The organism is Halobacillus rhizosphaerae (assembly GCF_046719735.1).
In the GTDB taxonomy this organism is placed as follows: domain Bacteria; phylum Bacillota; class Bacilli; order Bacillales; family Halobacillaceae; genus Halobacillus_B; species Halobacillus_B rhizosphaerae.
Genome location: NZ_JAUTWQ010000001.1, coordinates 669,493 through 696,322 on the forward strand (window position 1 = coordinate 669,493; position 26,830 = coordinate 696,322).

Here is a 26,830-nt window from a genome sequence, read left to right on the forward strand (position 1 = left end):
ACTTCATTTACACCTATGCGCTTATAAATAATCAAAGTAATCCCATCTTATAATTTAATCTTACCATGCAGGCGGATAGTTGTCAAATTTTTTCGCAAATCTTTTTGAGGAGAGATGTGTAATGAGCTCATTTGTACTCGGTTTTCATGAATTGGACAAAACAAGGTGGAGGCATGTAGGTGGCAAAGGGCTGAATTTGGGAGAATTAACTAAAATTGATGGGATACAAGTACCTGAAGGATTTTGCCTTACTACCGCAGGACTTGAAGAAGTCCTCAACCAAAATGGCTCCTATTATGTTTTGGTAAATCAGTTAGCCCAGTTAAACGCTGAAGATCGAGACAAAATTAGTGAAATCAGCAAGAAAATCCGCGATATCATTCTCGAAGCAGAAATGCCTTTTGAAGTAGTGGAGGCTGTAACTCACACCCTCTCCCAACTTGGGTATGAACATGCTTATGCCGTTCGTTCCAGTGCAACTGCTGAAGATTTACCATATGCCTCTTTTGCTGGTCTGCAAGATACGTATTTAAATATTACCGGCAAAGAATCGATTTTGCAGCACATTCGAAAATGCTGGGCTTCCTTGTTCACGGAACGTGCAGTTATCTACAGAATAAAAAACGGATACGACCACCGCCAAGTGGATTTATGCGTAATTATTCAAAGGATGGTTTTTCCCCAAGTATCTGGTGTATTATTTACCGCTGATCCGTTGACATCTAACCGGAAACGATTGTCCATCGATGCTAGTTTCGGACTTGGAGAAGCACTGGTGTCTGGTCTGGTAACTGCAGACTGCTATAAAGTACAAAAGGAAGAAATTGTAGAAAAGACGATAGCTACTAAAAAAATCGGAATCTATGGATTAAAAGAAGGCGGAACAGAGATCAAGCAGCTTAACCCTGAGCAGCAAAAGGCGCAAACGTTAACGAATGAGCAGATCGTACAGTTATCAAAGATTGGTAGAAAAATCGAAGCTTATTTCGGCTGCCCGCAGGACATTGAGTGGTGTTTAGCTGAGGGGACATTTTATATTGTACAGAGTCGCCCCATAACAACTCTTTATCCTTTACCTGAAAGGAAGGATAAAGATAACCACGTATATCTATCTGTCGGCCATCAGCAAATGATGACGGATGCTATGAAACCATTAGGATTGTCGTTCTTCCTGTTAACCACTAATGCCCCAATGTTCAAAGCTGGAGGAAGGTTATTTGTTGATTGCACAAAGGCTCTCACTATACCTGCATCAAGAGAGAGTTTATTAAACACTATGGGCAAACACGAACCGCTCACTAAACAAGCCCTCATGACTATTTTAGAACGGGAAGACTTTATTAAAAATTCCCCAATTCCGAATCACACCTCAGCACCCGTCCCAAGTAATAAGAATAATTTAGAGAATGATCTAAAAGAAATCGAAAACCATCCAACAATTATTGATGAATTAATTCAGAAAAACCAATTAGCGATAGAAGAATTAAAACAAACCATTATAACCAAATCTGGAACGGCATTGATTGAATTTATTCAGGAGGATATCCAGCGATTAAAAAGTATTTTATTTGACCCGCAAAGTACAAAAGTTTTCAAGACTGCTATGGATGCTTCCTCATGGATGAATGAAAAAATGGAGCTGTGGCTCGGTGAAAAAAACACAGCAGACACGATTTCTCAATTTGCAGCTAACAATATCACGGCGGAAATGGGTCTGGAGTTATTAGACGTTGCGGATGTAATTCGACCTTACCCTTCCGTAATTGACTACTTGAAGGGTGTAAATGAGGATACTTTTTTAGATGAACTGTTTCAATTTGAAGGCGGTCAGGAAACCCGTGACGCTATATATGACTTTCTGGCCAAATACGGAATGCGCTGCAGTGGGGAAATCGATATCACGAAACCGCGCTGGAGCGAAAACCCCTCTGCACTAGTCCCAATGATTCTAAATAACATCCACAATTTTAAACCGCTTGAAAAAGATCGGAAACTTAAGCAGGGGAAACAGCAGGCGTTGACCAAAGAATATGAGTTAATGAGTAGATTGAGGCAATTACCAGACGGTCTGCAAAAAGCTAACGAAACAAAACGAATGATCCAATTCATCCGAAATTTTATCGGTTACCGTGAATATCCAAAGTACGGCATGATTAACCGCTATTTCATTTATAAGCAGGCTTTACTGAAAGAAGCAGACCGACTTGTCCAAGCGAACGTCATTCAAGATAGAGAAGACATCTATTATCTTACTTTTGATGAACTTCGCGAAGTTGCCCATACCCATAAACTGGAACAGCAACTCATCAGCGAACGGAAAGAAGAATACAAATTTCATGAAAAACTAACTCCTCCTCGTGTTCTGACATCAGATGGGGAAGCTCTTACCGGTGAATACAAACGAGAAAATCTACCCGCTGGAGCAATTGCTGGGTTGCCAGTTTCATCAGGAGTGATTGAAGGTCGAGCACGGATCGTCTTAAACATGGAAGATGCTGAACTGGAAGACGGGGATATACTAATCACTTCTTTTACTGACCCCAGCTGGACGCCATTGTTTTTAGCGATCAAGGGTTTAGTAACGGAAGTTGGAGGATTAATGACGCACGGCGCAGTCATTGCTCGGGAATATGGATTACCAGCCGTTGTGGGGGTAGAAAATGCTACCACACTAATAAAAGACGGGCAGCGAATCCGCGTTAACGGCACCGAAGGATATATCGAATTGTTGTAATTTCGTGATCCCATTCATGCAGATCCCGATGCTTTTGAATCGACAGCGATAAAGTGACGTACCTAATCAAATAGTGTCTTTAAGGAGTGGTTTTTCTGAACATTGATATTAAAAACGAGCAAAAGTATTTGGATAAGGTGATGGAAACCATTTCAATGCAGATCAAAGAAGTTGAAGTCAATGCTGCGAAGCGAAAGGAAGATGTTATCCATATTCGCAAACACTTCTGGGACGACATTAAAATGAATATGGATACTTTCGATGACTTTCTCGAAACGATTATTGGGATGAGGCAGCAAACTCAGGATTTGTCCGTTAGTCAAAGTACGCACAAACATGCTTATGATAGGCTGTCGAAGCTTAAACTAATAGAAAAGTCTCCATTTTTCGGCCGAATTGATTTTGTGGAGGACGGAACAAGCAATTCGGAGAACATTCATATTGGGGTGGCAACGATTACTGATGAAACCAACGAGTTGATCTTAATATATGATTGGAGAGCTCCGATCTCCAGTATTTACTATGATTATCCACCCGGACCCGCTGAATATGCAACTCCTGAAGGGATCATTCGCGGGGAGCTTTATAATAAGTGGCAGTATACGATCAAAAATGGTGTCATTGAATCCATGTTTGATACGAATCTAACTATTGGGGATGAAATCCTGCAGGAAGTCCTTGGTGATGGATCCAATAAACATATGCACCACATAGTGGCTACTATTCAGAAAGAGCAAAATAAAATCATCCGAAATGTGAGTGGAAGACTTCTTGTAGTGCAAGGTGCTGCTGGGAGTGGTAAAACTTCTGCAGCCCTCCAGCGAATCGCTTATTTTCTTTACAAGTATCGGGAAACACTGCAAGCAGACCAAATCATTTTATTTTCCCCTAATGCGATGTTTAGCAATTATGTGTCCCATGTTTTACCCGAACTTGGTGAAGAGAATATGCAGCAGGAAACCTTTCAGAATTATTTGGAACACCGTCTTAATCGATCATTTACAATAGAGGATCCTTATGATCAATTAGAATACCTGCTGGAATCGACTGATAATCCACTTTATCAAACAAGGAAAGCCAGCATACAATTTAAATCATCATCCGTCTTCTTTCACGGAATAAAGAGGTATAGGGAAGCGTTAGAGTTAACCGGTATGGTCTTTAAAGGAATAAAATTTCGAGGAGTAACTGTCGTTTCCGCTAAACAAATCACGGAACGATTTTATACAAATGATCCGTCCCTTAATTTTCATAATCGAATGGATCAAGTAAGAGATTGGTTAATGAAGGAAATCGATCATATCGAAAAAATAGAGATGAAGAAGTCTTGGGTGCGAGAAGAGATGGAGCTGCTCAGCAAAGAAGAACTTCAGAAAGTATTGACTCAATTAAAGGAAAACGATGATGTGGATGAAAGTTCATTTGAGTTCTACGATAAAGAGGAACAAATCCTCAGCCGGATGATCGTTCGAAGAAAGTTGAAGCCTTTGCGAAGAAAAGTGGCAGCTCTCAAGTTTATCAATATAAAAAGGTTATACAAGCAGATTTTTGAAGAATCGGTAAGTGCAACAATATGGAATGAACATGATTTTCCTGCTTATTGGAGAGAGATTTGCCTTCTAACAAGAGGAATGCTTGACGAAGATCATTTATTCCAAGAAGATGCTACACCTTTCTTGCTGCTTAAGGAACTCATTCAAGGATTTCAATCCAATACGTCGATTAAATATGTACTGATAGATGAAGCCCAGGATTATTCAGTCTTTCAGTTCGAGTTTATCAAACAGCTGTTTCCCAGAGCACGGATGACTGTGCTGGGCGACTTTAACCAGGCCATTTCTCCTCACACGGATCATTTTACAGATTTTCATTCTCTCACAAGCTTGTATGGCAGCGATGAAACGGAACAGATTACATTAGATCGAAGTTACAGATCTACCAAACAAATCATAGAATTTACTAGAGAACTTATTCCAGAGGGTGAACAAATCCAAGCATTTAACAGGGAAGGCGAGAAACCGGTACTAGTCAGGGTTACTGATCATGCGGACTTACACAAAAACATCATTTCTAATGTGGTTAAATTGCAAGAGCGGGAATATCCTACCATTGCCATCATTTGTAAATCAGCGGCAGAAGCTTCCTGTGCCTATCACTCGCTCCGTGCTATCCAGGGTCTTAAGCTCATAAAGAAGAATACGGATGAATATCAACAAGGAGTTCTTGTAATTCCCGCTTACCTTGCAAAAGGAATCGAATTTGATAGTGTGATTATTTATAATGCTTCAAATCAAGTTTATGGAGAAGAGAATCTGCGTCGGTTGTTTTATACCGCTTGCACTCGTGCTATGCATCATTTGCAGCTTTATAGTGTGGGTGATCCAAGTCCATTTCTAAAAAACATCCAATCTGATATTTTGGATATTCGGCAGGAAGGATTCTGTTGAGGGGTAGCTATGAAGACATATATGCTGCCATGTTATAATCTGAACCTCAACTCATTTATTCAAAACAAGCATAGGCTGATTGCCCATGCTTGTTTTTTTGAAAGCTTCTTGATAAAAGCTGATCGAAAAATAAATTCTAAAGTTAAGTCTCTCAAATTCCGAAGCTAAGGTAATTGATTTTTTCCTTCCCCATCATCTGTCCATTTTAAAAGTCAAATTTGTCTGGGTGTGGCCCGCTGCGCAGGTTTTCATTAAGATCGTTTAATTGCTTCATATCCTCATCAGTCAAACTAAAATCAAATAGACTGATATTTTCTTTGATCCGAGAAGGCGTCATGGACTTAGGGATGGTAATAACTCCATGCTGGATGTCCCACCGCAGTATTACTTGTGCAGCAGATTTACCGTGTTTCGATGCAATTTCTCTAACCTTCTCATTGTTCAATAGTTCAGCATTCATAAGGGGAGACCAGGCTTCAACTTGAATATTGTGCTGAAGGCAATAGGCTCTAACCTCCGATTGAGTGAGTTTAGGATGAAATTCAATTTGATTAATCACTGGAATGATTTCTGAATGACTTAAAAGGTTTTCCAAGTGATTTACCTGAAAATTACTGACGCCGATGGACTTTACACGACCTTCTTGATAAAGGTTTTCAAGCGCCTTCCAAGGCATGAGATACTTGTCTTGGCCAGGCCAATGGATTAAATAAAGGTCCAGGTAATCAAGTCCCATTTTTTCAAGAGTCTGGTTATACGCAGTGATGGTTTCATCATAAGAGGAGTGATTATTCCAAAGTTTTGATGTAACAAAAAGTTCTTCCCTAGTTACAAGTTCCGATTCAATTGCTTTACGGATACCCTTTCCTACACTTCGTTCATTACCATAGATAGCAGCTGTATCGATACTGCGATAGCCGGAACGAATGGCTGTTACTACAGCATCTTCTAACTCTTTTCCTTCGTCTACCCGAAATACACCATATCCGATCTTCGGCATTTCTTTTCCATTGTTTAGTTGAATATTTTTAACTTCCATGATGATGTCCTCTTTTCTATCATTAATTGTTTTTAAGACAAGTTGGCCAACTTGTGACTTGTTCAGTAATCGTAATTGATTTGTATTCGATTGAAAAGTAGGCACTTTTTTGTTTCATAAGTACTTTTAAGTAACATTAAATGAGCATCAGTGTTCCCTGCTGCCCGCTTTTTTGTGTTCTTATAGAATTTGAAAAGGAAGAAGTGAATAGACACCACCATGTATTAAAGGTCTGGCGGGAATGTCCTCATGCTAATTTAGAAAACGTTATCATTGTAGAGTGGTTAGAGGTATTCTACAATAAGTTTTTCATTATTCTATCTAAGTATGGATGGTCTTGCTGTTAACGTGGTTAAAGAATACACTGAACTATAGTAGTATCAATAATATAAGCCATATGCTTGAATGAAAGGAGACTAAACCTTGTCAGAAAACCAAAAAAATAAACCTGATCATACTGCAGAGCGAGTGGCCTTATGGAGAGCTCTACATGTACAAGTTGATTCACCAGCTATATTTGAGGACGAGATCGGTTTGCAACTAGCTGCCCCGGGAGACGATTGGCGCGAACGTCCTGATATGGATCCTGAAGGCACCCGTGAATTTAGAGCATCCATTGTGGCCCGTGCCCGCTTTATTGAAGATTTTGTCAGCGATAAGCTGAGGGAAGGCATTATACAATACGTTATTCTTGGGGCAGGTCTAGACACATTTGCTCAACGCCGACCGGAGATTGCCTCAAGAATGAAAGTGTTTGAAGTCGACCAACCCGGAACACAAGTGTGGAAGAGGCAGCGTTTGTCTGAAATAGGCTATGACATTCCTAATTGGCTGAGACTCGTTCCGGTAGATTTTGAAGAAGGCGGATCTTGGTGGGAGAAACTCATAGCTGCCGGTTTCAATGCGAGCCGTCCATCAGTGATTACTTCTGCTGGTGTCACCCAGTATCTCAGCAAAGAGGCGATTGCGGCGACCCTAAGTCAAGCAGCAAACCTTCCTTCAGGATCTACATTAGTTATGACGTTCCTTTTGCCTTTTGAGTTAACTGAATCACAGGAACGTAGTAAAGTTAAGGAAGCGGAGAAAGGTGCCCAAGCAAGTGGAACGCCATTCATTAGCTTCTTCAAACCTTCAGAAATCATGGCAATGGCACGTGAAGCTGGTTTTCAAGAGGTCCGTCATGTATCTTCTGAGCACCTTAACCACCTTTACTTTAATGGACGAACAGATGGTCTTTTTCTGCCGAGGGGTGAAGAGTTCCTGGTAGCAACTACATAACTCCCGTCAACTGAACCATTAAATTGGGTCCAATTTTAATAAACTGAAGAATGAACTTATTGACTTTTCTATAAGTCAAGGAAATTAAATCAAATAGTTTTACAATCATAATCAAATAAATTAGAGGATGAAATCTTATGGATGAACAAAAAATCAAATTTTTAGAGGATAAACGCGTTTATTTGCGGCCAATCCAACAAGAAGATCTTGACTTCTTTTATACGAGAGCCCTTTGGGATAAAGAAGGAAGAAAACTTACAGGTACACAAGCTGTGTTCACTAGGAAAGGGGTTCAAAGATGGTTTGATCGAATATCTGACGATGATACGAGAATGGATCTTATTATTTGTTTGCAAAAGACGGATGAACCTATTGGTGATGTGGCCTTGCTGGATATTGATCCACTAAATGGTAAATCTACAGTTAGAATCTCTATTTTTAATAAAGAATTCTGGGGAAAAGGTTACGGCACGGAGGCGTTGAAGTTATTAATAAGTTTCGGTTTTAATAACTTAAATATGAATCGAATAGGTTTAGACGTATTTTCCTTCAATGAAAGGGCGATTAACTCCTATAAGAAATTAGGCTTTCAGGAAGAAGGGCGAATTAGAGAGGACTTATTTTACGATGGAGAATATCATGATGCGGTATTAATGGGGCTGCTGAAACGCGAATTCAACCAGGTTTATTGGAAATGAATAACTGTAAACCAATATTATAGGAGCTAAATACTCCTGATATCTTAATCAGCTGCCTGCATAGAAGAGGCAGATATAAATGCCACCGATCAATAACAAAAATAGCTAGTTGAATACATGTTAACCAATACTTTACTAGGAGTGTAGATTTGTTAGGATATTACAGCCGTTTATCAGCAGAAGTATATGATAAGGACAAACCAGTGGGACATTCGTTTGGGGATGTAGAATTTTATCTTGAAAGATTAAGTTCAGTGGAAGGAAAGATTCTCGAGCCTGCATCAGGGACTGGACGAATTCTTATTCCACTTTTAGAAAAAGGTAAGGATGTTGAAGGTTTGGACAGCTCTTCCGAAATGTTAGACATATGCCGAGAAAATTGTAAAACAAGAAACCTGTCACCTAAATTATACGAAGCAAAAATGGAAAATTTTTCGTTGGAAACGGAGTATGAAGCTATTATTGTGCCAACAGGAACTTTTTTGTTAATCCATGAAAGAGAGGCCTCTATCCAGGCATTAAAGAATTTTCATCGGCATCTGTGTCACGGAGGGAAGCTTATAATCGATATATTTCTGCAAACAGAAGTGCCTATAGGAAAAGTTTCTACGCGGGTTTGGGACTGTGCTAATGGAGATGTGATCACACTGGAAGATAAAAACGTAGAGGTTGATTATATTCAGCAATATTCCGTTTCCCATGGACGTTATGAGAGATGGAGGGATGGCAGTCTTATAGAAAGTGAACTGGAGCGATTTCCACTTCGCTGGTATGGGGTTGAAGAATTTAACATGCTTCTTAAGGATTCAGGGTTTAGTAATATTAAGATATCTTCAGACTATCATCAAGGGGAATATCCTGAATCTCCCGACCAAATCGTAACTTTTGAAGCGATGGCAGAGAAATAAATAGAAACTAGGTTCACTTTTCTCCATGCAGATAAGAGCTGGAATAAGATATAACCTTTTATCGTCTAGTGATAAGGAGGATTTTCTTTGAATGAAAATCATTGGAAATATTCAGTCATTGCCGGAATTATCACCTTTGTTCTTGCTTTGATCTTTTTTGTAATCATTCACTCTCCTTCTCCATTTATAGCAGGGGGGATGGTGGCATTTATAATTTTTGAAATATTTTTCTATCATTTTCATGCTAGAGAGAGGGACAAACAGAAACTAATGTAAGTTTAAAGTTCTTTCTTAAATGCTCAATGTAGATCCTGCCAATCATACCTTTCAAATCCCTATGTAAGAATCGCATCCTTATATTCTTTCTTATTTGAGAACCAGTTTCTTTTCTGCACAGGATTTAAGAAAATGTTACGTTAACTCTTTTCAAAAGGAGTCCAATTATAAACCAGCACCTGTTAAAAAGGCGCTGGTTTAATTCTGTTCATCTCTAAAGAATAATTTCCTGGATAGAATTGCTGGACCAGTCCGCATAGTAATCATCGAGATTTGAGCCTATAAACCAAGAATTAGTCGATTAACACCTAGGAAGGCTGCAGCCGACAATGATCAATAAGATAAACAGTACAACGATCAAGATAAAGTTATTTCTGCAAGGAGGGCGTCTATGACATCTTTGCACAGGAGCATACTGTACGGGAGAGACATTGGCTCCTAAGTAAGGAGCGTTTGCATTTTCACCCCAGTAAGGTGCATTCATATTGGCACCCATGTTATAAGGAGAATTAACATTTTCCATTTAAAATACTTCCTTTCGTTTTGTCTTCGTCCCTATATAGTACTCGCCTAACGCAAAGTCGAGCCCGTCAACCTTAAAAATGGGTTAGTGTCACGAATGCTTCAACGATACAATTGGAATTTCAATTCAAGCAGATAATGAATAAATGATAACGAATTCTTGTTATGGTGAATAATTGGCGGGTATGCCTCGGCAGCGTTTCGAGGGAGTAACCTAGTGGATGGATTAAAGGAAGGACGTGTGATTAAGCTAGTCAAATACGCTGATTGCTGGCTATCCGGTCTTCTTTTTTTATTCAGTCCTTCAATTACTTTATTCTCCGTCCTAATACCGAACCCATGGCCGAAAAAAAGGTCATTTCCCATCACCACCGCATTGACCCCTCTGAGCCATGGATTCTTGGGAGCAACATCGGGGTTATTGAAATAGACTACATCTCCAGGAATAGCATGATCAGAATAGAAGGAATATAAGCCAAGGTTATGGCTGCTGTGCCAGCTGTATAGATAAAGGTCTGGGAAAAGAGTATTAAACTTAGGATTTTTTATGGTCAGCAGGATTCCGTGGTAAAAGTTAATCACACAAGCAGTAGCACATTCGAATTTATAGAGGGCACTATTAGTGAAAATATCTTGAATCCCCTCACCTGGATGTACATGCTGCTTTAAAAGGAATCCGCCTGGAGCAGTTATATCCCAATACTCAGAATTACACTGGGCATTTTTGAACGTGGCAAAGTCAGCTTTTCCTTCATCCATTTGGTGTGCACTTGAAATAATATTTTTCCTAGCTTTAATTTCGAATAGCAGCTCTTGCTCCGATGGGTAGGAATAGACATTCTGAGCCGTCTCTAGTGCTTCAATTATGACGTTCTCAATCTTATCCGTTTTCCATGATTCACTTGGCTGGAAAGGTCTCCCTGATACTTGAATCATACGGTTACCCCCTTCTGAAATAAACTTCTGTATTGTACATGGTATTCATTTTGGGAGGGACTGATGTTAGATCCGTGCGACAATAACACAAAGGAATCTGAAAAAAATTAATGGAGCTAAAATTTTCTTAGTTAAGCGTAAGTTCACTTAGTAAGATCTCGAGGCAGCTTTTTATTCATTTCATAGAACAGGTTGTGAGAGAAGAGCATGTTTTACGAAAATTTTGCATATCCTACTTCTAATAGAGTGAATAGTAGGGAGATGAAATAAATGGGACTCACCTATGGAAAGCTTGAGTTAATGGAGGATCTACAAAAAGTATTTGCCAAGCACAATGTTCAAGCGATTAAAGTAAATGAGCCGGGGACCTTATTCTTAGTACAAGCAGATGGTTCATTAACCGTGGGGACAAGCGCTGTAATTTCGGCTTTTGAATTTCTGCCCGGGGAAAAACCGTCCTCAAGATTTACATTAATCAATGGAGGAAATAAAAAAAACTAAACCTTAAAAACAGACATTCCACTGCAAAAGAGGGCATCCAGTTAATGGATGCTCTTTTTTATCATGGTCTAATGAAATTTATAAGTTAACTTCGGTCATTTCAGGATACCGCTGTCCCGCGGAAATAATTTTGTGATGAAACTTTGTTAAAGTAGTCCACGTCTGGTGACTTTCAGTGCTCCACGAATATCAAAGTTCTTCTGAGAACTATTTTTTTGAATAAATCAAGGGAGGTTTTTAAGAAAAGAAGAAGGATATTGTCTACATAGGCCGAATACTAGGATAAAGGATTTAATTAGGAATAATTTGTATTTTCTGCATAACCAATAGATCCTGATCGGAAGAAGATAATTGCAGGAGGAGTTTAAACTATGAACAACGTGTGTGTCTTCACGATTCATGTCCACGATATGGATCAAGCCCTGAAATTTTACACAGAGGTATTGAAATTTGAGACAGAGAAAAAATATGGAGAAAAAATTATCAGCTTAGTTCATCATGATATCCCCATTGTGCTGGAAGAAAACGTTCATATGAATAAAGACGGTGGCCAAAACGTTAGACTTGGGTTGAAATCCGAGGACATTGACCAGGATTTTTCCTATCTGAGAAGTAAGGGAGTAACCATTTTAGTTGATGAGCCTCAGCCTTGCCCGCCAGGACGATACATAGTCTTTGAGGACCCTTCTGGAAATCATTTGGAATTGGTAGAAATCAGCTAAGAAAAGTAGTGAATTGTAACGAAAAAAAGAAAGAACGAAGCAAAAGTTTTTCCTGGCATTGTTACGGAAGGAGGTTTGGGAATGTACCAATATTATGAAGGTCTTATTATTAGAGAAGGAACAGAAGGAGTGCCTGCAGGTGAAGTGAAAAAGTTATTTGAAGAAGCGGACTGGGTACGAAACCTTCCTGAATGGCAATCTGAAAAATTTAAGTTAATATTTGAAAATTCAACTTGGGCATTTACCGTTTGGAATCAAGATGAAATGATAGCTATGGTCAGAATTATATCCGACAGAATTATGGCGGCAACCATTATGGATTTGGTCGTGTCAGCTCCCTATCGGAGGAGAGGTATCGCCAAACAATTGATTAAACTTTCCCTGCAAAAGCTTCCTCACGGTGATTGGTTTGCACACACTTCAGCAAATAATTATGAACTATATCGTAAGTGCGGGTTTGATGTTCCAGACAATCAGAATAATGGAACCTGCGTGTATTATGGGTATATACAAGCCCGTAAAGATGGTCATAGAAAATCATAAAAAAGAATCCTCTACAAACATTAATACAATTATTAAAAAAGTGAAACGGATGAACTACGCGGGATCTGTACATAGAAACCCCGAACCAATGAGTAGAAATGGTTCGGGGTCTCACTTTGTTATGTTCCAGCTTTTATACTACTCTTCTTCATTAAACCAAAGAGGATCATCGTTCTCTACCTCACCATGGTAGTTAATGAGTATTTCTTCGCCTGCTTTAATATCCTTATAAGCATAGAACTCAAACGTATCATTCTGAAAGTTGATCTTATAATTTGCATTCGGCTGGTACGAATGATTAAACATCATTCCGTATCCTAAAAGAAATGCTGTATAATCTTCTCCATATTTAAAGGCGTAATCAGCTAGAAGGGTTTTTTCGATATGTTCATGTTCTTCATTCGGATAAAAGAGAACGGGAGCTTCATGAAGAAGTTCCTGCTTACTAATATCCTGAGTAGCAAACACACCTCTATTAAATACCTCATTCGTAAGAGGGGAAGTCTTGATTTCAATCATATTATTCACCTGCGCTTTCCTTAATGAGAAAGTTTCTCTCTCTTCTTAAGTGTGACAGCAGTCTATTAGGAAAGCAAGCTGTTTTATATTTTCCCTGAGGTAATGATCCCGTTTAAAGAAGGGCGTCGGATCGAATGAGAGTACAAGGGGGGTGAAAGTTACATTATGGAAGGCCAGATTTTCTTAAAGTTCTCCCAGAGATAATCAAGCAACGCATAAAAAAATTTGTCTTCTTTTCTTTTGTATAAGTACTTAAAAGGACGAACAAACTATAGATAGCAAGTAAAGAAGGAGAATGAAAATGAAAATTCGATACTATTGTCGCAAGTGTCAGCAGCAGGTAGGCGAATTAGACAACAAGAAAGCAGATGCTGCTCAATTAGGATCTGATGTTTTAAATGATGCGGATGACGAACAAATGGTTCATATGAGTGCCGGAGGAGATTTAAACATTCAAACGATTTGCGACTCTTGTAAAGAAAACCCAGCATCTTCTGATTTACGGTAAGATCTTGTTGTTAGAAGGCAGTCAAGTTCGATTTAATTCAAACGGACCATACACTCCACGATACAACCGTATATAAGCAAACAATAAATCCGAACAATGATGAGATTATCGACTTTCTTTCATCATCGTTCGGATTTTTTCCTTCCAGATGCTAGAAGGCGTTTACCGTTTAGGATCTACACTCGGCTCTTCTTGGTGAGCTTCGCAGGATGTTACTGACTAGGCATCGCCTTTAATTTTTCAAGTTTACTTAACAATACATCGATAATAACAAAACCGCCTACATAAATAAGAAAGGTAAAAAAGATATTCCAACCCTCGCCATAAGACACCGTTCCTATAAGCAGGGAACCATATTCCAGCCCGGTCATTCCTAGAATAAATCCTAAGTACACCCAGATACGTTTATATTTCTTAGCATGAATAAAATAAGAAAACCATACTCCGACAACAGGGAAGATACCAAGATCTAAGAAAATAGAATCCATTAGAATGACTCGCGGCATAGGATTTACTTTCCATAATCCTAAGTGGATACCTAACTGGTTAATTGTAACTGCAATTAATGCCGTGGCTGGTCCGGCCGTTAAAAGAATCGCTGGTACTTTTTTATATAAATAGACCCCTAATATCCATGGGAGAACAAAACCTAAAAGAAAAATGTAAACCACTTTCATCACCTCTCTTTCTATTGTTAGAAATTTTCCTTCCTTTATACTTCAAATCCATGTGTTGGCAGGATGTGCTAATTATTTCCTAGTAAAATACAAAAGGAAATAACCATTATTAATATTGACCAAGCAGATAGAAGTGCTGTGATTGAGAGAAAATTCTCAAGGGAGCGGAATAATAACGGAAGCATATAGGATTAATTAATCAAGAATTCAGAGAGCTTAGTTTAAACCGGATAAAAAATGGATATTGCAGCGTCCATCCATTTAATTACGCTAGAAGCAGGAAGAACGAATTCATGCTTATGATTACAACTCTAATGGCCGGAGTATTTTAGCAGAACAAGGGAAGCAGACACAACTTCCTCGCACTTGATAAATAAGTGAATTTATCGATAAAAAAAACCCTTATTGAGTACATTCAATAAGGGAAACTGATTTATTGAGGATCAGATTTTTCTTTTGCATCTTTGCTGACTAATAGAGGGACAATCATAGGGATGAAGACAATAATTGTTAACAGCCTTATGATTTGCATTGCCGCTACTATACTTGCATCCAAGTCCATTGATGAAGCAACGGAAGCCATCTGCGGAGCGCCAGCAGGCACAATCGCAAGCAGACTTGTAATGAAATCCAAAGAAGTCATCAGATAAAATACAAATGTAGTAATAAAAGTGAGCAGGAAGAAGGCGGCTAATATAATCAAACTTGTCCAGCCGATACTTTTAAATTCTTTTAAAGATTCTCTATCAAACCGAACTCCGATGATCACTCCCAGCATCGCCATTCCTAATCCAACCAATAAGTTCGGCATCGCAGGAAGCGGTAGGAGAAAGGTTTTAAATAAGAAACCAAGGATGATGGAATACAAAAAAGGAGCAATAGGAATTCTCCATTTTTTTGCTAAAACCAGAGTCACGACCACTAAAAGGGCATAAAACAGCAGGGCCACCCATAAAGGGGAGGTAGAAGCTGCTGCCTGGGCTCCGGTCTGACTATTTTGGACTTCTTCCGTGGGCACGAAAGAAGAAATTAAACCAGCAACTAAAGGAATTGTTGCAACTAACAACATAATGCGTACAGTCTGAAAGGCGGCAACCATACTCATGTTTGCCTTATATTCTCTACTGAGTGCCATCATTATTGAAGCTCCTGCAGGAAGACAGCAGAATAATGCAGTGGTCCCATCCATGTTCGAATATTTTTTTAAAATTTTCCCTAAAATCCAGCTCGCAACAAAAAGAATCACCATGGAAACGGCAAGGGGAAGTAAATAAGTAGCTACTTGCTTAAACATGGCTATTTTAATGGATAGGCTGATACTCACTCCAATTAGGGCAAGGGAAATATCAAATAAGACCGGCGGGTAGGATATTTCTTCTACGAACAGCCGATAAAAAGTTCCAGCAAGCATGGCTCCTAATAACCAGCCCGCGGGGATATGTAACCAATTAAATACATAACCAACAGCAAATGCCGCGGCTAAAAGTAGGATTTTCTTCACAATTTTCACACCTTATAGTTATTAATTCATTCCGATTAATTATGATAAAAGTCTGGAATCCTCAAAATTAAACTTTGATTAATATTTGAATACGACTACTGGCTTGATTAATTTGTAGGAGTATAGATAGCTTAGCATATTTAAATTTCCGATACCTACTAAGAAAGCTTAGGAAATAGGCAAAGGAAACCTTTTTTGCTAAAGCGAGGTTAAGGGAGGCAGCATTGACGACTTCATTAAGTAGAGGGGCATTCCTCCCAGGGAACTTTGTAATGGAACCGTTCATGCTTAACGCTTGTTAATTATCAGTCCGGTGAAACATTGACATTTTCACGAAGGTTCAGATAATAAAAAACTTTAAATCACAAAAGCGTGTACAATCAGCCTTTTACAAGCTGATTGTACACGCTTTTATTTATGGTCTTCTTGTTTTCTAAATAAGGAAATTTTATTTTGCTTTGGGTGGGGGATGATAAAAAATACGAACCATATAGAGAGAAAGGTGATGATCCCCATGAAATTTGGCTGCCATGTATCGATTAAAGCGGGGTATTTAGCGGCAGCAAAGCATGCCGAATCGATCCAGGCATCTGCCTTTCAGTATTTTCCTAAGAATCCGCGAAGTCTCTCTTTAAAAAATTATGATCCCGAGGATGCTTACTAGTGTAAGCAGTTTACTAAAGAAAGTAAGTTAGTCTCTGTAAGTCATGCTCCGTATCCTGCGATATTAACTGTTGCCGATTCTGGCAAAAGAAAACAACTAGTGGATTCTATCTTGAATGACTTAGAAATCAGTGAAGCATGCGGTTCGATAGGCGTAGTTGTTCATTTCGGGAAACTCTTAGATGCTGATCTTCCTTTAGAAAGCTACAGGCTGATCATTAACTCACTGGATGAGATTCTGAGTAGATGGGAGGGTAAAGCAAAGATCCTTCTGGAAAATAATGCGGGTAAACCTGGTTCATTTGGAACAGAAATCGAGGAATTAGTGAAGATCCGCGAACTACTGGAACACCCTGAAAAACTTGGATTCTGTCTTGATACTTGCCATTTGTATGCAAGCGGCGTTTGGAATGGAGATAACTGGACTCAAATCCTGAGCAAAGGAAACGAGCTGGGATATTTTGATCACCTCCATGTTATCCATCTAAATAACTCTAAATATGTATCCGGAAGCGGAAAAGACCGTCATTCCAATATTTTAATCAATGGCCACATTAACAAAAACCAATTTGCTGCCATTATTAAAAGTTCCCAGTTAGCGGGTCTTCCTTTCATATTGGAAACTCCAGAGGACACTATTACGCATAAGGAAGAGGTTAGACAGCTTAAAGAAACGTGGGGGTGAAGCATCTTTTGAAGGTTATGCTCCTAAAAATTCCATCAAAATCCTTAAATAAACCAATGGACTACCGGGGATAATTAGACAACAGGCATTTACTTGGGAGTGTTTACATGAATGTAACGGAATTATTAGCAAGGTTACTCTTATCCTTTGTGGCTCTTTTAATTTTAACCCGGATCATGGGACGAAAAGAAATCAGCCAAATGACCTTCTTTAACTTTGTGTCGGCCATCTCTATAGGCACTATAGGAGGTTCTTTAGTCATTGATCAAACCTTAAGCATCACGAGAGGAATGATTGCACTAGCAGGCTGGACCGTATTTACCATCATTATGGGAATGGTAGATCTGCATTCAAGAAAAGCCAGAAAACTAATTAACGGAGATCCCATTATATTAATTAAAAATGGAAAAATTATAGAGAAAGCTCTCCGAAAAACACGATTAGATCTTGATTCTCTCAAAGTCATGCTGAGAAGAGAAAAAGTTTTTTCACTTGCGGATGTAGAGTATGCAGTATTTGAAACCAATGGAAAACTGTCAGTTATGAAAAACACCGGTAAACAGCCCGTTACTAAAAATGATATGAAAATGTATTCCAGCCCTCCTGCCTTTCCTGCAGGTGTAGAGATGATTTCTGAAGGAATTATAAATGAAGATAACTTAAAGCAACTACACTTAACTAAAGAATGGTTAACTCAGCAGTTAAAGAACCAGGGATATCCTTCAGCAGACGAAATATTTTATGCAGAAGCATGCCCAAATGGTAAATTATATATTGATCAAACTGATCCCCCTCACTAAGAGGATGAATCATAGGAGGTGAACCAATGGAAAACGCATCAAAAGATAACGTCAGCAGGTGGTGCCTGGTCAGCATGGCATCCATCCCTTTAATCATGACACTGGGCAACTCTATGCTCATCCCTGTGCTGCCAATATTTGAAGAAAAGGTCGGCATTTCATCATTTCAATCCAGCTTAATTATTACAAGCTATTCTTTAGCAGCTATCTTTCTCATCCCTATTGCGGGTTACTTATCCGATCGGTTTGGCAGGAAAGTTGTCATTCTGCCGAGTTTGATTCTTACATTAATTGGCGGATTGATTGCTGCTTTTGCTTCTTGGAAAATGGGAAATCCGTTTCTTTGGATTATGACCGGCCGCGTTTTGCAAGGAATCGGTGCAGCGGGAGCTACGCCTATCGTTTTACCTCTCGTGGGAGATCTTTATAAAGACGATGATACGAAAACTAGCTCGTGTATGGGAATTATTGAAACTTCTAACACCTTCGGAAAAGTGTTGAGTCCTATACTTGGGTCTGCTTTAGCCGCTTTCTTATGGTTTTTACCTTTCTTTTCTATCTCGGTCTTTAGTTTCATTTCCATCATTCTTGTGTTCTTTTTCATAAAAGTACCCAAAGACACGAAAGAAAAGCCGGTAAAATTGTCGATGTTTCTGAAGAAAACGAAGAAGATCTTCGGCCAGGAAGGAAAATGGCTGTATCCAATATTCCTGATCGGAGTTTACGTTATGCTGATTTTATTTGGAGTTCTCTTCTTTTTATCAGAGAATCTGGAGAAAATACACGATATTCACGGTGTAAAGAAAGGTTTTATATTGGCCGTGCCTTTACTATTTCTATGTATTTCTTCGTTCATAACCGGCAAAAAAATTAAAGATAACGTTAAGACGATGAAAAAAGTAATCCTTATTTTTTTATTGCTGTCTTCAATCAGTGTCCTATTCGTCGGATACGTTAATGAAAAGGTCATCCTGATGCTTATTATAGTAAGCTTACTCGGTATTGGAATTGGTGCTCTCCTTCCAACGCTTGATGCCATGATTACAGAAGGCATTGAAAAAGAGGAAAGAGGAACCATATCATCCTTTTATAGTTCATCGAGATTTATTGGCGTTGCAGCAGGTCCACCGGTTATGTCGCTGGTGATGGACAAGTTTGTTAACCTCAGCTACTTAGCGGCAGGCATAATGGGAGGGATTTTGTTTCTCGTTGCCATGAAATGTATAAAGAAGGATGACACTGAGAAACAAACTAAACATACCCCTGTACCAGAAAGCACGTAATTAATAGACGATAAGCAAATATACGGTCCTTCAATAAAGCGGATTTGAGCAGCGAAGGGAGAGGAAGAGCGATTAGTTATGATTGTATTATTATTGGAGGAGGTATTGCTGGTCTTCAGGCATCCATTCAATTAGGCAGGTATAAACGATCGATTCTGCTTTTAGATTCTGAGGATGGCCGTTCTTCTCTATGCAAGAATTATAATAATATCCTCGGCTTCTCAAAAGGAGTAAGCGGAAAGTACTTGCGAGAAGAAGGAAGGAAGCAAGCGGCTGAATATGGAGTAGAAATTCTAAATGACGAAGTCGTGAACGTGCGCAAAGAAAAGCAGCAGTTTCTCATAGAAACCAGACGTGATCGAAAATTCAAGGGGAAAACTATGCTTCTGGCGACGGGGGTTAAAGACCATATCCCCAGCATACCAGGGATCCTACCCTGTTTAGGTTCTTCTATTTATATCTGTCCGGATTGCGATGGGTATGAAATTTCTAATAAAAAAACCTTTATACTTGGCAGCGGAATGACAGGAGTATCTATGGCTCTCCGTCTCCTTTACTGGAGTCAAGATTTAACTTACATCAATCATGGAGAAGGTGAAGTTAAAGAGGAAGCAATCAGAAACCTTCAAAGACATAACATTGCTTATATTAATCATCCGCTTATTGAAGTAAAGCATGTCCATGGAAAATTTCTAGGAATTCAGCTAACCGATGGAAGTTATTTAGAAGGTGAAAAAGCGTTTGTAGCCTTTGGAGGCAATAAAGTTCGTTCAGACTTAGCTGCTCAACTGGAAGCTGAAATGAACGCTAATAATCATATCGCTATAGATCCAACCACCCGGATGACTACGATAAACAACCTATGGGCAGCGGGCGATGCAGCATCCCATTCAGAACTCGTAACAGCAGCGATGGCAGACGGTTCCGTTGCAGCAATTTGGATTCAAAAAAGGTTAAACAATGAATTTTAATCGATCGCGAATATTATAGTAATATAGTTTAAATAAAAACGGAGCGGGTAATGGAATGAATATAAATCATATAACAAGGGGGAATTTGTAAATGGCACAAGAGAAATATCAATCTGCGATTAAGAAACTTCATGAATGTATGGCAGCGTGTAACCACTGTTTTGATTCCTGTTTACAAGAAGATAATGTGAAAATGATGGCCGGCTGTATTCGATTGGATCGAGAATGCGCAGATATCTGCTCTTATTTAGAACAAGCTTTAGTACGCAACACTCCTTTTGTTTCAGAACTAGCACAACTATGTGCGGAGATCTGCCTTTCTTGCGGAGATGAATGCAAACAGCATGATCATCAGCATTGTCAAGAATGTGCTCAGGCGTGTTTTGAATGTGCGGAGGAGTGCAAGAAAATAGCTTCCTAAACCATTCATACTTACGTTGACTAGAGCCCTGACAATCCCAGGGTTCTTTTTTGTTTTTAAGTTATACCTGGAAATGATGGAATTTAAAGATATGTGCAACTTCCAATTAAAAAAAGAATGAAAATTATGAATGGCCTTTATTTTCTCATATTCTATTGACATTTATACGGTTTGGGCATAATATATTTACCAATCATTCATTTTCAACAATTGAATCATAGACATTCTTATCGCGAGAGGTGGAGGGACTGGCCCTTTGAAGCCTCGGCAACGGGTCTGAACTTCTCTTTTCAGATACTGTGCCACTTCCAGCGGGTGCTCAGGCGCTTGAAAGATAAGGAGATGGGCAGATACATATTGCATTTTTACCTCTCTTCTTATTTTTATAGAAGAGAGGTTTTTCATTTTTTATCGTGAATTTCACAGGAGGAGGGAAGTCAGCTTGGGGATGTACTGCCGTATTTCCGAGTAAACAACTTTGATTACGTTGCTTTAACTTAAAATAAACTAACAACGTAATCAAAACTATTCAACGAATGATCTGAAAATAACTAAAATATAAATCATTAGAAGACAGCAGTCTTTCTAAGTATATGAGAATTCCTTAGTGAGGTGGGTATTTTTGCAATTTCAAGTAACGAACAGTCCATTTAATCAAGAACAGGCAGATCTTCTGAACCAGCTTCTGCCAACTTTGACAGAAACGCAGAAGGTTTGGCTTAGTGGCTACTTGGCTAATGCTCAATCGGCGGGGGCACAAGCAGTGGCCGATGCCGAAAATCATACTCCGGAAACCAACCCTGCTTCGCAATCATCCCTTACCAAAGAAACACGGGAGATTACGCTTCTTTATGGATCCCATACAGGAAATGGAGAAGCATTGACCGAAGAAATGACAACAAGGTTAGAAGACAAAGGTTTTAAAGTTACTCGTGCTTCTATGGACGAATTTAAAGCGAAGAATTTGAAGAAAGTTCAGGATTTGCTCGTAGTGACTAGTACACATGGAGATGGGGATCCGCCTGATAATGCAATTTCCTTATATGATTTTCTTTACAGCAAACGAGCACCTAAATTAGAGGAAGTCAGATTTTCTGTTCTTTCATTAGGCGACAGCTCCTATGAATTTTTCTGTCAGACCGGTAAAGATTTTGATGCCAGACTGGAAGAACTCGGAGGCACCCGTCTTTATCCGCGAATGGACTGTGATTTAGATTTTGAAGATCCTGCGGAAGAATGGTTTCAAGGTGTTTTGAACGAATTAAGTGATCAACAAGCCGGGATAGATGCTCCTTCTGAGCAGCCTGCTGCTGAGCAAATGAGTACAGAACAGATAGTTTATTCAAAGAAAAACCCATTTAAAGCCGAAATCCTGGAGAATTTAAATTTAAATGGACGCGGATCTAATAAGGAAACCCGTCATCTTGAGTTAGATCTTGAAGGATCAAATCTGGAATTTGAACCTGGTGACAGCTTAGGAATTGTACCGGAAAACGATCCTGAATTAGTTAACGAACTTCTTACAGAAATGAGCTGGGATCCTGAAGAAAATGTTCCCATTAACAAGCAAGGCGATGTAAAACCTTTACGTGAAGCGTTAACTTCTATATATGAGATCACTTGTCTGACGAAACCATTACTAGAGAAGGCAGCAGAACTAACCGATAACGAGAAACTCCATGCACTACTGTCCTCAGAAGACAGAGAGGAACTGAAGAATTATATTTACGGCAGAGACCTGATTGATTTTATTAGAGACTTTGGCCTATGGAAGATAACGGCACAGAATTTCGTCCGTATTTTACGGAAATTGCCGGTTCGTTTATATTCGATCGCAAGCAGTTCAAAAGCTAATCCTGATGAAGTTCATATCACTGTGGGTGCACTTAGATACGATGCTCACGGAAGAGGGCGCAAAGGAGTTTGTTCAGGGCAGTGTGCTGAACGCTCGCTAACAGGAGATTCATTACCCGTGTTCATACAGCGAAATGCCAATTTCAAACTTCCAGAAAACGCGGATACTCCCATTATTATGATTGGAGCAGGTACCGGAGTAGCACCTTATCGTGCATTCCTTGAAGAAAGAGAAGAAATCGGGCATTCAGGAAATTCGTGGCTGTTCTTTGGTGAACAGCACTTTGTTACAGACTTTCTTTACCAAATCGAGTGGCAAAGATGGCTGAAAGATGGCGTTCTTTCCAGAATGGACGTGGCCTTTTCCCGGGATACAGAGAAGAAAATTTATGTACAGCATCGGATGCAGGAAAGAAGCAAGGAACTTTATGAGTGGCTGGAATCAGGAGCTACTATTTATGTTTGTGGAGATGAAAAATTTATGGCGAAGGATGTGCATCAAACCTTCGTATCCATACTTAAACAAGAAGGAAGCTTAACGGAAGCAGAAGCAGAAGCTTATCTGGCAGAGCTCCGAGCGCAGAAACGATATCAGCGCGACGTCTATTAAATTTGAATTTAAAGGAAAGGAGTTAAATTATGACAGACCAACGATTTTCAAAGGATGACGGACCTCCAAGTGAAATGGAAGAGATTAAAGAGAAAAGCGACTTCCTGAGAGGACGATTAGTCGAAACATTCGCGGATCCGATTACGGCCGCAATTCCTGATGAAGAAACCAAAATTTTGAAATTTCATGGCAGCTATATGCAGGATGACCGGGATATACGCCAGGAGAGAAAGCAGCAGAAACTAGAACCAGCCTACCAGTTTATGATTCGAGTTCGTTTACCAGGAGGAGTGGCTTCACCAGAACAGTGGTTGACGATGGATCACCTGTCACAGACGTATGGAAACGGGACGTTGAAGCTGACAACACGTCAAACCTTTCAAATGCATGGGATTTTGAAATGGAATATGAAAAAAAGTATTCAAGCCATGAATGCCTCTCTTATGGATACAATTGCTGCCTGCGGAGACGTAAATAGAAACGTGATGTGCAATGTCAACCCTTACCAGTCAGACGTTCATGCGGAAGTTCAGGAATGGGCGCAGAAGCTGAGTGAAGATTTACTGCCGAAAACCAGAGCGTATCATGAAATCTGGCTGGATGAAGAAAAAGTAGCGGATAGCCGGGAAGAAGAGAGTGAACCGATTTACGGTACTCATTATTTACCGAGAAAGTTTAAAATTGGAATTGCTGTTCCACCTTCTAATGATGTGGACGTATTTTCTCAGGACCTCGGGTTTATTGCCATTTTGGAAAACGGCAAGCTGGAAGGATTTAACGTTGCAGTAGGCGGCGGCATGGGGATGACCCATGGCGATACCGATACGTACCCCCAGCTTTCACGGGTAATTGGATTTTGCGAGACCGAGAGGATTTCAGAAGTAGCGGAAAAGATTCTGACCATTCAGCGCGATTTTGGAAACCGATCAGAAAGAAAGAATGCACGTTTTAAATACACGATTGATAAGCGTGGCTTGGATTGGCTGAAAAATGAACTCCATCAAAGGCTTGGATTTGAACTGCAGGAACAGCGGCCTTACCAATTTGAAAATAATGGGGATAGCTACGGATGGATACAAGGAAGCGGCAAGTGGCACCTGACTTTATTTATCCAGAATGGACGCATTAAAGATAGCGAAGATTACCAGTTAATGACGGGGTTGAGGGAAATTGCGAAGGTCCATACAGGAGAATTTCGCCTGACCCCAAACCAAAATTTAATTGTTGCCAATATAACGGATGAGAAAAAAGCGGAAATCACTGATCTCGTCGACCAGTACGGCTTAACAGACGGGAAACAAAATTCAGCGTTGCGCAGGAATTCGATGGCGTGTGTGGCTTTGCCCACTTGTGGTCTGGCTATGGCTGAATCTGAACGTTATCTTCCAGAACTTATCGACAAAATAGAAGTCTTACTGGATGAGGCTGGCTTGAGGGATGAGGACATAATTATAAGAATGTCCGGCTGTCCAAATGGATGTTCAAGACCAGCTTTAGGAGAAATCGGCTTCATTGGGAAAGCCCCAGGAAAATATAACATGTATTTAGGTGCTGGATTTGCAGGTGATCGCTTAAATAAACTGTACAAAGAAAATATCGGGGAAGAGGAGATCTTAAACACATTAAAGCCTATGATTTCTGATTATGCGAAAGAGCGGAAAGAAAACGAACACTTTGGAGATTATGTCATTCGTGCCGGTTATGTAAAACCCGTCCATTCAGGATTGGATTTTCACAAGTAAATGAATTTCATGAAAGCTCAGGTCAGCTTATTTAGCTGTACCTGGGCCTTTTTATTTGCTGTTTTTTCAGTGGGCAAATCGGTTCCGTTGCTCGAAAGCTCGGCTGCGTGTCAGAAAATACGGATTTGATTGTTCCCAGTGATCCAGCAAAGATCATATCTTAACTTTGTTCATTCCCCGCGATATAAAAAAAGCATAAGGCAGAAAGGCCTTATGCTTTAATTTGATTGAAGATTTTTCTTTTTTCGTGCTTTTTCTTTTTCAATTTGTTTACTTCTAAGCTGTCCGCAGGCAGCATCTATATCGGTACCATGTTCAGTACGTACACCGCATTTAATTCCCCGGTCCATCAAAGTTTGATAAAACGTAAGAATGGCTTCCTTTTCACTTCGCTCATAAGGATTATCAGCAACAGGGTTGTAAGGAATCAAATTGACGTATGAAAGGTGGCGTTTGTCCTTCAGCAAGTCTGCCAGCTGCTCGGCTTCTTGTTTATGGTCATTGACATCTTTCAGCAAGATATATTCAAAGGTAATCCGCCGGTTTGTTTTCTCTAAATAGTAATCGATCGCTGGCATTAAGGTTTCTAATGGATAAGCCCGATTAATTTTCATGATTTTAGATCTTAATTCATTGTTAGGCGCGTGAATGGAAAGCGCAAGGTTGATTTGAATTCCTTCATCCGCAAAATCGTACATTTTCGGAGTAATTCCACTTGTGGAAACTGTAATATGACGCGCTCCAATGGACAAGCCTTGCTGGTCATTAACTACCCTTAGAAAGTCGATCAAATGATCGTAGTTATCAAAAGGTTCGCCTATGCCCATCACAACAATGTGACTTACTCGCTCATCTTTATCCTGTTTATCGAGATGCTGCTGGACCTGCATAATTTGTTCTACGATTTCACCGCTGGTCAGATCACGGTTTTTACGAAGAACACCGCTGGCACAAAACGAACAGCCGATATTACAGCCGACTTGGGTGGTTACACATACCGACAGACCATAATTAAACCGCATAAGAACTGTCTCAATAACATTTCCATCCTCTAGTTTAAACAAGAATTTAATAGTTCCGTCTTTCGATTCTTGTTTAATCTCTTCTGATAAAGATTCTATAATAAAGTTTTCATGAAGCAGATCAATGCACGATTGATTTACATTCTTCATTTGGGAAAATTGCGTTACCCGTTTCTGGTACAGCCAATTCCACACCTGTTTGGCCCGAAACTTTTTCTCACCATGTTCAACCAGCCAATTGGTAAGCTGTTCAAACGTTAATCCGTAGATGGATTGTTTCATAAATACGCTCCTCATAAAAAAAATCACTATTCCTATCATAAACGATTACTAGAAAGATCACAACCAGAAAGCAAAATAACCGTTTTACATGCTGCTAGAAGGGTGTACTTCAATCTAGTAGTGGAGTGATAATAACAAGGGGAACTGCTGATTTTTATCATAAAACTGTATATTTAGGCTTTTAATGTAGAAAAGAAGATGTTATTCTACTATAAGGTAAAAAAGAAACAAGGCTTTTTTGCTAATGAGTTGGATGAATAATTGTGATGTAAGTAAGGACAAATGGATCTGGATTGGCAGCAATGCACTAAATAATAAAGTTAGTCATAAGCCAAAGAAGACTCTTGACTGGAGTCTTCTTTGGCTTTTTTTAATGGAAAATTTCAGGAGGTTCTTTTAAATGAGACATGTAGACCAAAAGAAGCAAACCCAATCTTTCCAGCTGCTTACCAATGTTTATTTAGTTAAGAAAAGCAGAGAAGCCTATGAACAAGCGAGGAGTATGGTAGAGAACGGACATCCTCATGCTGATAAATTATGTAAGGAAAGGGCTTCAACATGTTATTCATGTGCGGAAAGAATACAAGAAACGGAAGATATGGTTTCAAAAAGAATGAAAGAAATCTGCAGGTTGAATGGGCACTTGTGTATAGAACTCATCCAAGTTCTTGAATCAAAACCCGATTAG

Annotated in this window: 25 protein-coding genes, 1 pseudogene and 1 riboswitch; of the genes and pseudogenes, 19 read left to right on the forward strand and 7 right to left on the reverse strand. The window is 39.5% G+C overall.

The annotated features are described in order from the left end of the window. The first annotated feature begins 121 nt into the window (after positions 1-121). Together ppsA and helD are read left to right on the forward strand one after the other, a co-directional pair. The gene (ppsA, locus tag Q7A53_RS03495) at positions 122-2,734 is read left to right on the forward strand and encodes a phosphoenolpyruvate synthase (protein ID WP_411787715.1); all 2,613 of its coding nucleotides are present in this window, start codon (positions 122-124) and stop codon (positions 2,732-2,734) included. A 95-nt stretch (positions 2,735-2,829) separates the two neighbouring features. Further along, positions 2,830-5,181 carry an RNA polymerase recycling motor HelD gene (gene helD, locus Q7A53_RS03500; protein ID WP_411787858.1) on the forward strand — a complete coding sequence of 784 codons (2,352 nt, stop codon included), beginning with the start codon at positions 2,830-2,832 and terminating at the stop codon, positions 5,179-5,181. Positions 5,182-5,386: 205 nt separating this feature from the next. Here helD and Q7A53_RS03505 read toward each other — a convergent pair whose 3' ends face one another. Then, positions 5,387-6,220: an aldo/keto reductase gene (locus Q7A53_RS03505; protein WP_411787716.1), complete on the reverse strand. Its 834-nt coding sequence runs from the start codon at positions 6,218-6,220 to the stop codon at positions 5,387-5,389. A gap of 423 nt (positions 6,221-6,643) precedes the next feature. Between Q7A53_RS03505 and Q7A53_RS03510 the strand changes: the two genes are divergently transcribed. The 4 genes from Q7A53_RS03510 (at position 6,644) to Q7A53_RS03525 (ending at position 9,380) form a co-directional block, all read left to right on the forward strand. After that, positions 6,644-7,498 carry a class I SAM-dependent methyltransferase gene (locus tag Q7A53_RS03510; RefSeq protein WP_411787717.1) on the forward strand — a complete coding sequence of 285 codons (855 nt, stop codon included), beginning with the start codon at positions 6,644-6,646 and terminating at the stop codon, positions 7,496-7,498. A gap of 137 nt (positions 7,499-7,635) precedes the next feature. Beyond that, the gene (locus Q7A53_RS03515; RefSeq protein WP_411787718.1) at positions 7,636-8,196 is read left to right on the forward strand and encodes a GNAT family N-acetyltransferase; all 561 of its coding nucleotides are present in this window, start codon (positions 7,636-7,638) and stop codon (positions 8,194-8,196) included. Positions 8,197-8,345: 149 nt separating this feature from the next. Further along, positions 8,346-9,104, forward strand: coding sequence for a class I SAM-dependent methyltransferase (locus Q7A53_RS03520; RefSeq protein WP_411787719.1), 759 nt, complete (start codon positions 8,346-8,348; stop codon positions 9,102-9,104). Between the two features lie 87 nt (positions 9,105-9,191). Beyond that, positions 9,192-9,380: a hypothetical protein gene (locus tag Q7A53_RS03525; protein WP_411787720.1), complete on the forward strand. Its 189-nt coding sequence runs from the start codon at positions 9,192-9,194 to the stop codon at positions 9,378-9,380. 301 nt (positions 9,381-9,681) lie between these two features. Here Q7A53_RS03525 and Q7A53_RS03530 read toward each other — a convergent pair whose 3' ends face one another. Further along, positions 9,682-9,903: a YjcZ family sporulation protein gene (locus Q7A53_RS03530; protein WP_411787721.1), complete on the reverse strand. Its 222-nt coding sequence runs from the start codon at positions 9,901-9,903 to the stop codon at positions 9,682-9,684. Positions 9,904-10,004: 101 nt separating this feature from the next. Next, positions 10,005-10,838: a protein-glutamine gamma-glutamyltransferase gene (locus tag Q7A53_RS03535; protein WP_411787722.1), complete on the reverse strand. Its 834-nt coding sequence runs from the start codon at positions 10,836-10,838 to the stop codon at positions 10,005-10,007. A gap of 270 nt (positions 10,839-11,108) precedes the next feature. Here Q7A53_RS03535 and Q7A53_RS03540 point away from each other — a divergent pair, with 270 nt between their 5' ends. The 3 genes from Q7A53_RS03540 to Q7A53_RS03550 all read left to right on the forward strand — a co-directional run bounded on the left by Q7A53_RS03540 (position 11,109) and on the right by Q7A53_RS03550 (position 12,604). After that, positions 11,109-11,339 (forward strand): hypothetical protein, encoded by a 231-nt coding sequence (locus Q7A53_RS03540; protein ID WP_411787723.1) that lies wholly within the window; start codon positions 11,109-11,111, stop codon positions 11,337-11,339. A gap of 371 nt (positions 11,340-11,710) precedes the next feature. Further along, positions 11,711-12,061 (forward strand): VOC family protein, encoded by a 351-nt coding sequence (locus tag Q7A53_RS03545; protein WP_411787724.1) that lies wholly within the window; start codon positions 11,711-11,713, stop codon positions 12,059-12,061. Positions 12,062-12,142: 81 nt separating this feature from the next. Then, positions 12,143-12,604, forward strand: a complete 462-nt coding sequence (locus Q7A53_RS03550) for a GNAT family N-acetyltransferase (protein WP_411787725.1) — start codon at positions 12,143-12,145, stop codon at positions 12,602-12,604. Positions 12,605-12,742: 138 nt separating this feature from the next. Here the strand turns inward: Q7A53_RS03550 and Q7A53_RS03555 are convergent, their stop codons facing one another. Next, on the reverse strand, positions 12,743-13,123 hold the full coding sequence (locus Q7A53_RS03555; RefSeq protein WP_411787859.1) for an SET domain-containing protein: 381 nt from the start codon (positions 13,121-13,123) through the stop codon (positions 12,743-12,745). Between the two features lie 301 nt (positions 13,124-13,424). Here Q7A53_RS03555 and Q7A53_RS03560 point away from each other — a divergent pair, with 301 nt between their 5' ends. Next, positions 13,425-13,631, forward strand: a complete 207-nt coding sequence (locus tag Q7A53_RS03560; protein ID WP_411787726.1) for an anti-sigma-F factor Fin — start codon at positions 13,425-13,427, stop codon at positions 13,629-13,631. Between the two features lie 212 nt (positions 13,632-13,843). Here Q7A53_RS03560 and Q7A53_RS03565 read toward each other — a convergent pair whose 3' ends face one another. Both Q7A53_RS03565 and Q7A53_RS03570 read right to left on the reverse strand, forming a co-directional pair. After that, positions 13,844-14,302 (reverse strand): CBO0543 family protein, encoded by a 459-nt coding sequence (locus Q7A53_RS03565; RefSeq protein WP_411787727.1) that lies wholly within the window; start codon positions 14,300-14,302, stop codon positions 13,844-13,846. A gap of 439 nt (positions 14,303-14,741) precedes the next feature. Further along, on the reverse strand, positions 14,742-15,809 hold the full coding sequence (locus Q7A53_RS03570) for an AbrB family transcriptional regulator (RefSeq protein ID WP_411787728.1): 1,068 nt from the start codon (positions 15,807-15,809) through the stop codon (positions 14,742-14,744). Positions 15,810-16,314: 505 nt separating this feature from the next. Here Q7A53_RS03570 and Q7A53_RS03575 point away from each other — a divergent pair. The 8 genes and pseudogenes from Q7A53_RS03575 (at position 16,315) to cysI (ending at position 24,838) form a co-directional block, all read left to right on the forward strand. After that, positions 16,315-16,473 carry a hypothetical protein gene (locus tag Q7A53_RS03575; RefSeq protein ID WP_411787729.1) on the forward strand — a complete coding sequence of 53 codons (159 nt, stop codon included), beginning with the start codon at positions 16,315-16,317 and terminating at the stop codon, positions 16,471-16,473. A 15-nt stretch (positions 16,474-16,488) separates the two neighbouring features. Further along, positions 16,489-17,157, forward strand: a pseudogene (locus Q7A53_RS03580) (deoxyribonuclease IV); the annotation flags it as partial. A gap of 107 nt (positions 17,158-17,264) precedes the next feature. Continuing rightward, a complete protein-coding gene (locus Q7A53_RS03585) occupies positions 17,265-17,957 on the forward strand; it encodes a YetF domain-containing protein (RefSeq protein ID WP_411787730.1) in 693 nt (230 codons plus the stop codon). Positions 17,958-17,983: 26 nt separating this feature from the next. Beyond that, positions 17,984-19,240: an MFS transporter gene (locus Q7A53_RS03590; RefSeq protein ID WP_411787731.1), complete on the forward strand. Its 1,257-nt coding sequence runs from the start codon at positions 17,984-17,986 to the stop codon at positions 19,238-19,240. A gap of 44 nt (positions 19,241-19,284) precedes the next feature. Then, positions 19,285-20,211, forward strand: a complete 927-nt coding sequence (locus Q7A53_RS03595) for an NAD(P)/FAD-dependent oxidoreductase (RefSeq protein ID WP_411787732.1) — start codon at positions 19,285-19,287, stop codon at positions 20,209-20,211. 91 nt (positions 20,212-20,302) lie between these two features. Next, positions 20,303-20,632, forward strand: a complete 330-nt coding sequence (locus tag Q7A53_RS03600) for a four-helix bundle copper-binding protein (RefSeq protein WP_411787733.1) — start codon at positions 20,303-20,305, stop codon at positions 20,630-20,632. 224 nt (positions 20,633-20,856) lie between these two features. Next, positions 20,857-20,973, forward strand: a riboswitch (SAM riboswitch). A 281-nt stretch (positions 20,974-21,254) separates the two neighbouring features. Further along, positions 21,255-23,096, forward strand: coding sequence for an assimilatory sulfite reductase (NADPH) flavoprotein subunit (locus Q7A53_RS03605; RefSeq protein WP_411787734.1), 1,842 nt, complete (start codon positions 21,255-21,257; stop codon positions 23,094-23,096). Between the two features lie 29 nt (positions 23,097-23,125). Next, positions 23,126-24,838 (forward strand): assimilatory sulfite reductase (NADPH) hemoprotein subunit, encoded by a 1,713-nt coding sequence (gene cysI, locus Q7A53_RS03610; RefSeq protein WP_411787735.1) that lies wholly within the window; start codon positions 23,126-23,128, stop codon positions 24,836-24,838. Positions 24,839-25,056: 218 nt separating this feature from the next. On the opposite strand, the gene rlmN is transcribed toward cysI, so the two are convergent. Next, positions 25,057-26,142 carry a dual-specificity RNA methyltransferase RlmN gene (rlmN, locus tag Q7A53_RS03615; RefSeq protein WP_411787736.1) on the reverse strand — a complete coding sequence of 362 codons (1,086 nt, stop codon included), beginning with the start codon at positions 26,140-26,142 and terminating at the stop codon, positions 25,057-25,059. A gap of 400 nt (positions 26,143-26,542) precedes the next feature. Between rlmN and Q7A53_RS03620 the strand changes: the two genes are divergently transcribed. Continuing rightward, complete coding sequence (locus Q7A53_RS03620) at positions 26,543-26,830, forward strand: hypothetical protein (protein WP_411787737.1); 288 nt, start codon at positions 26,543-26,545, stop codon at positions 26,828-26,830.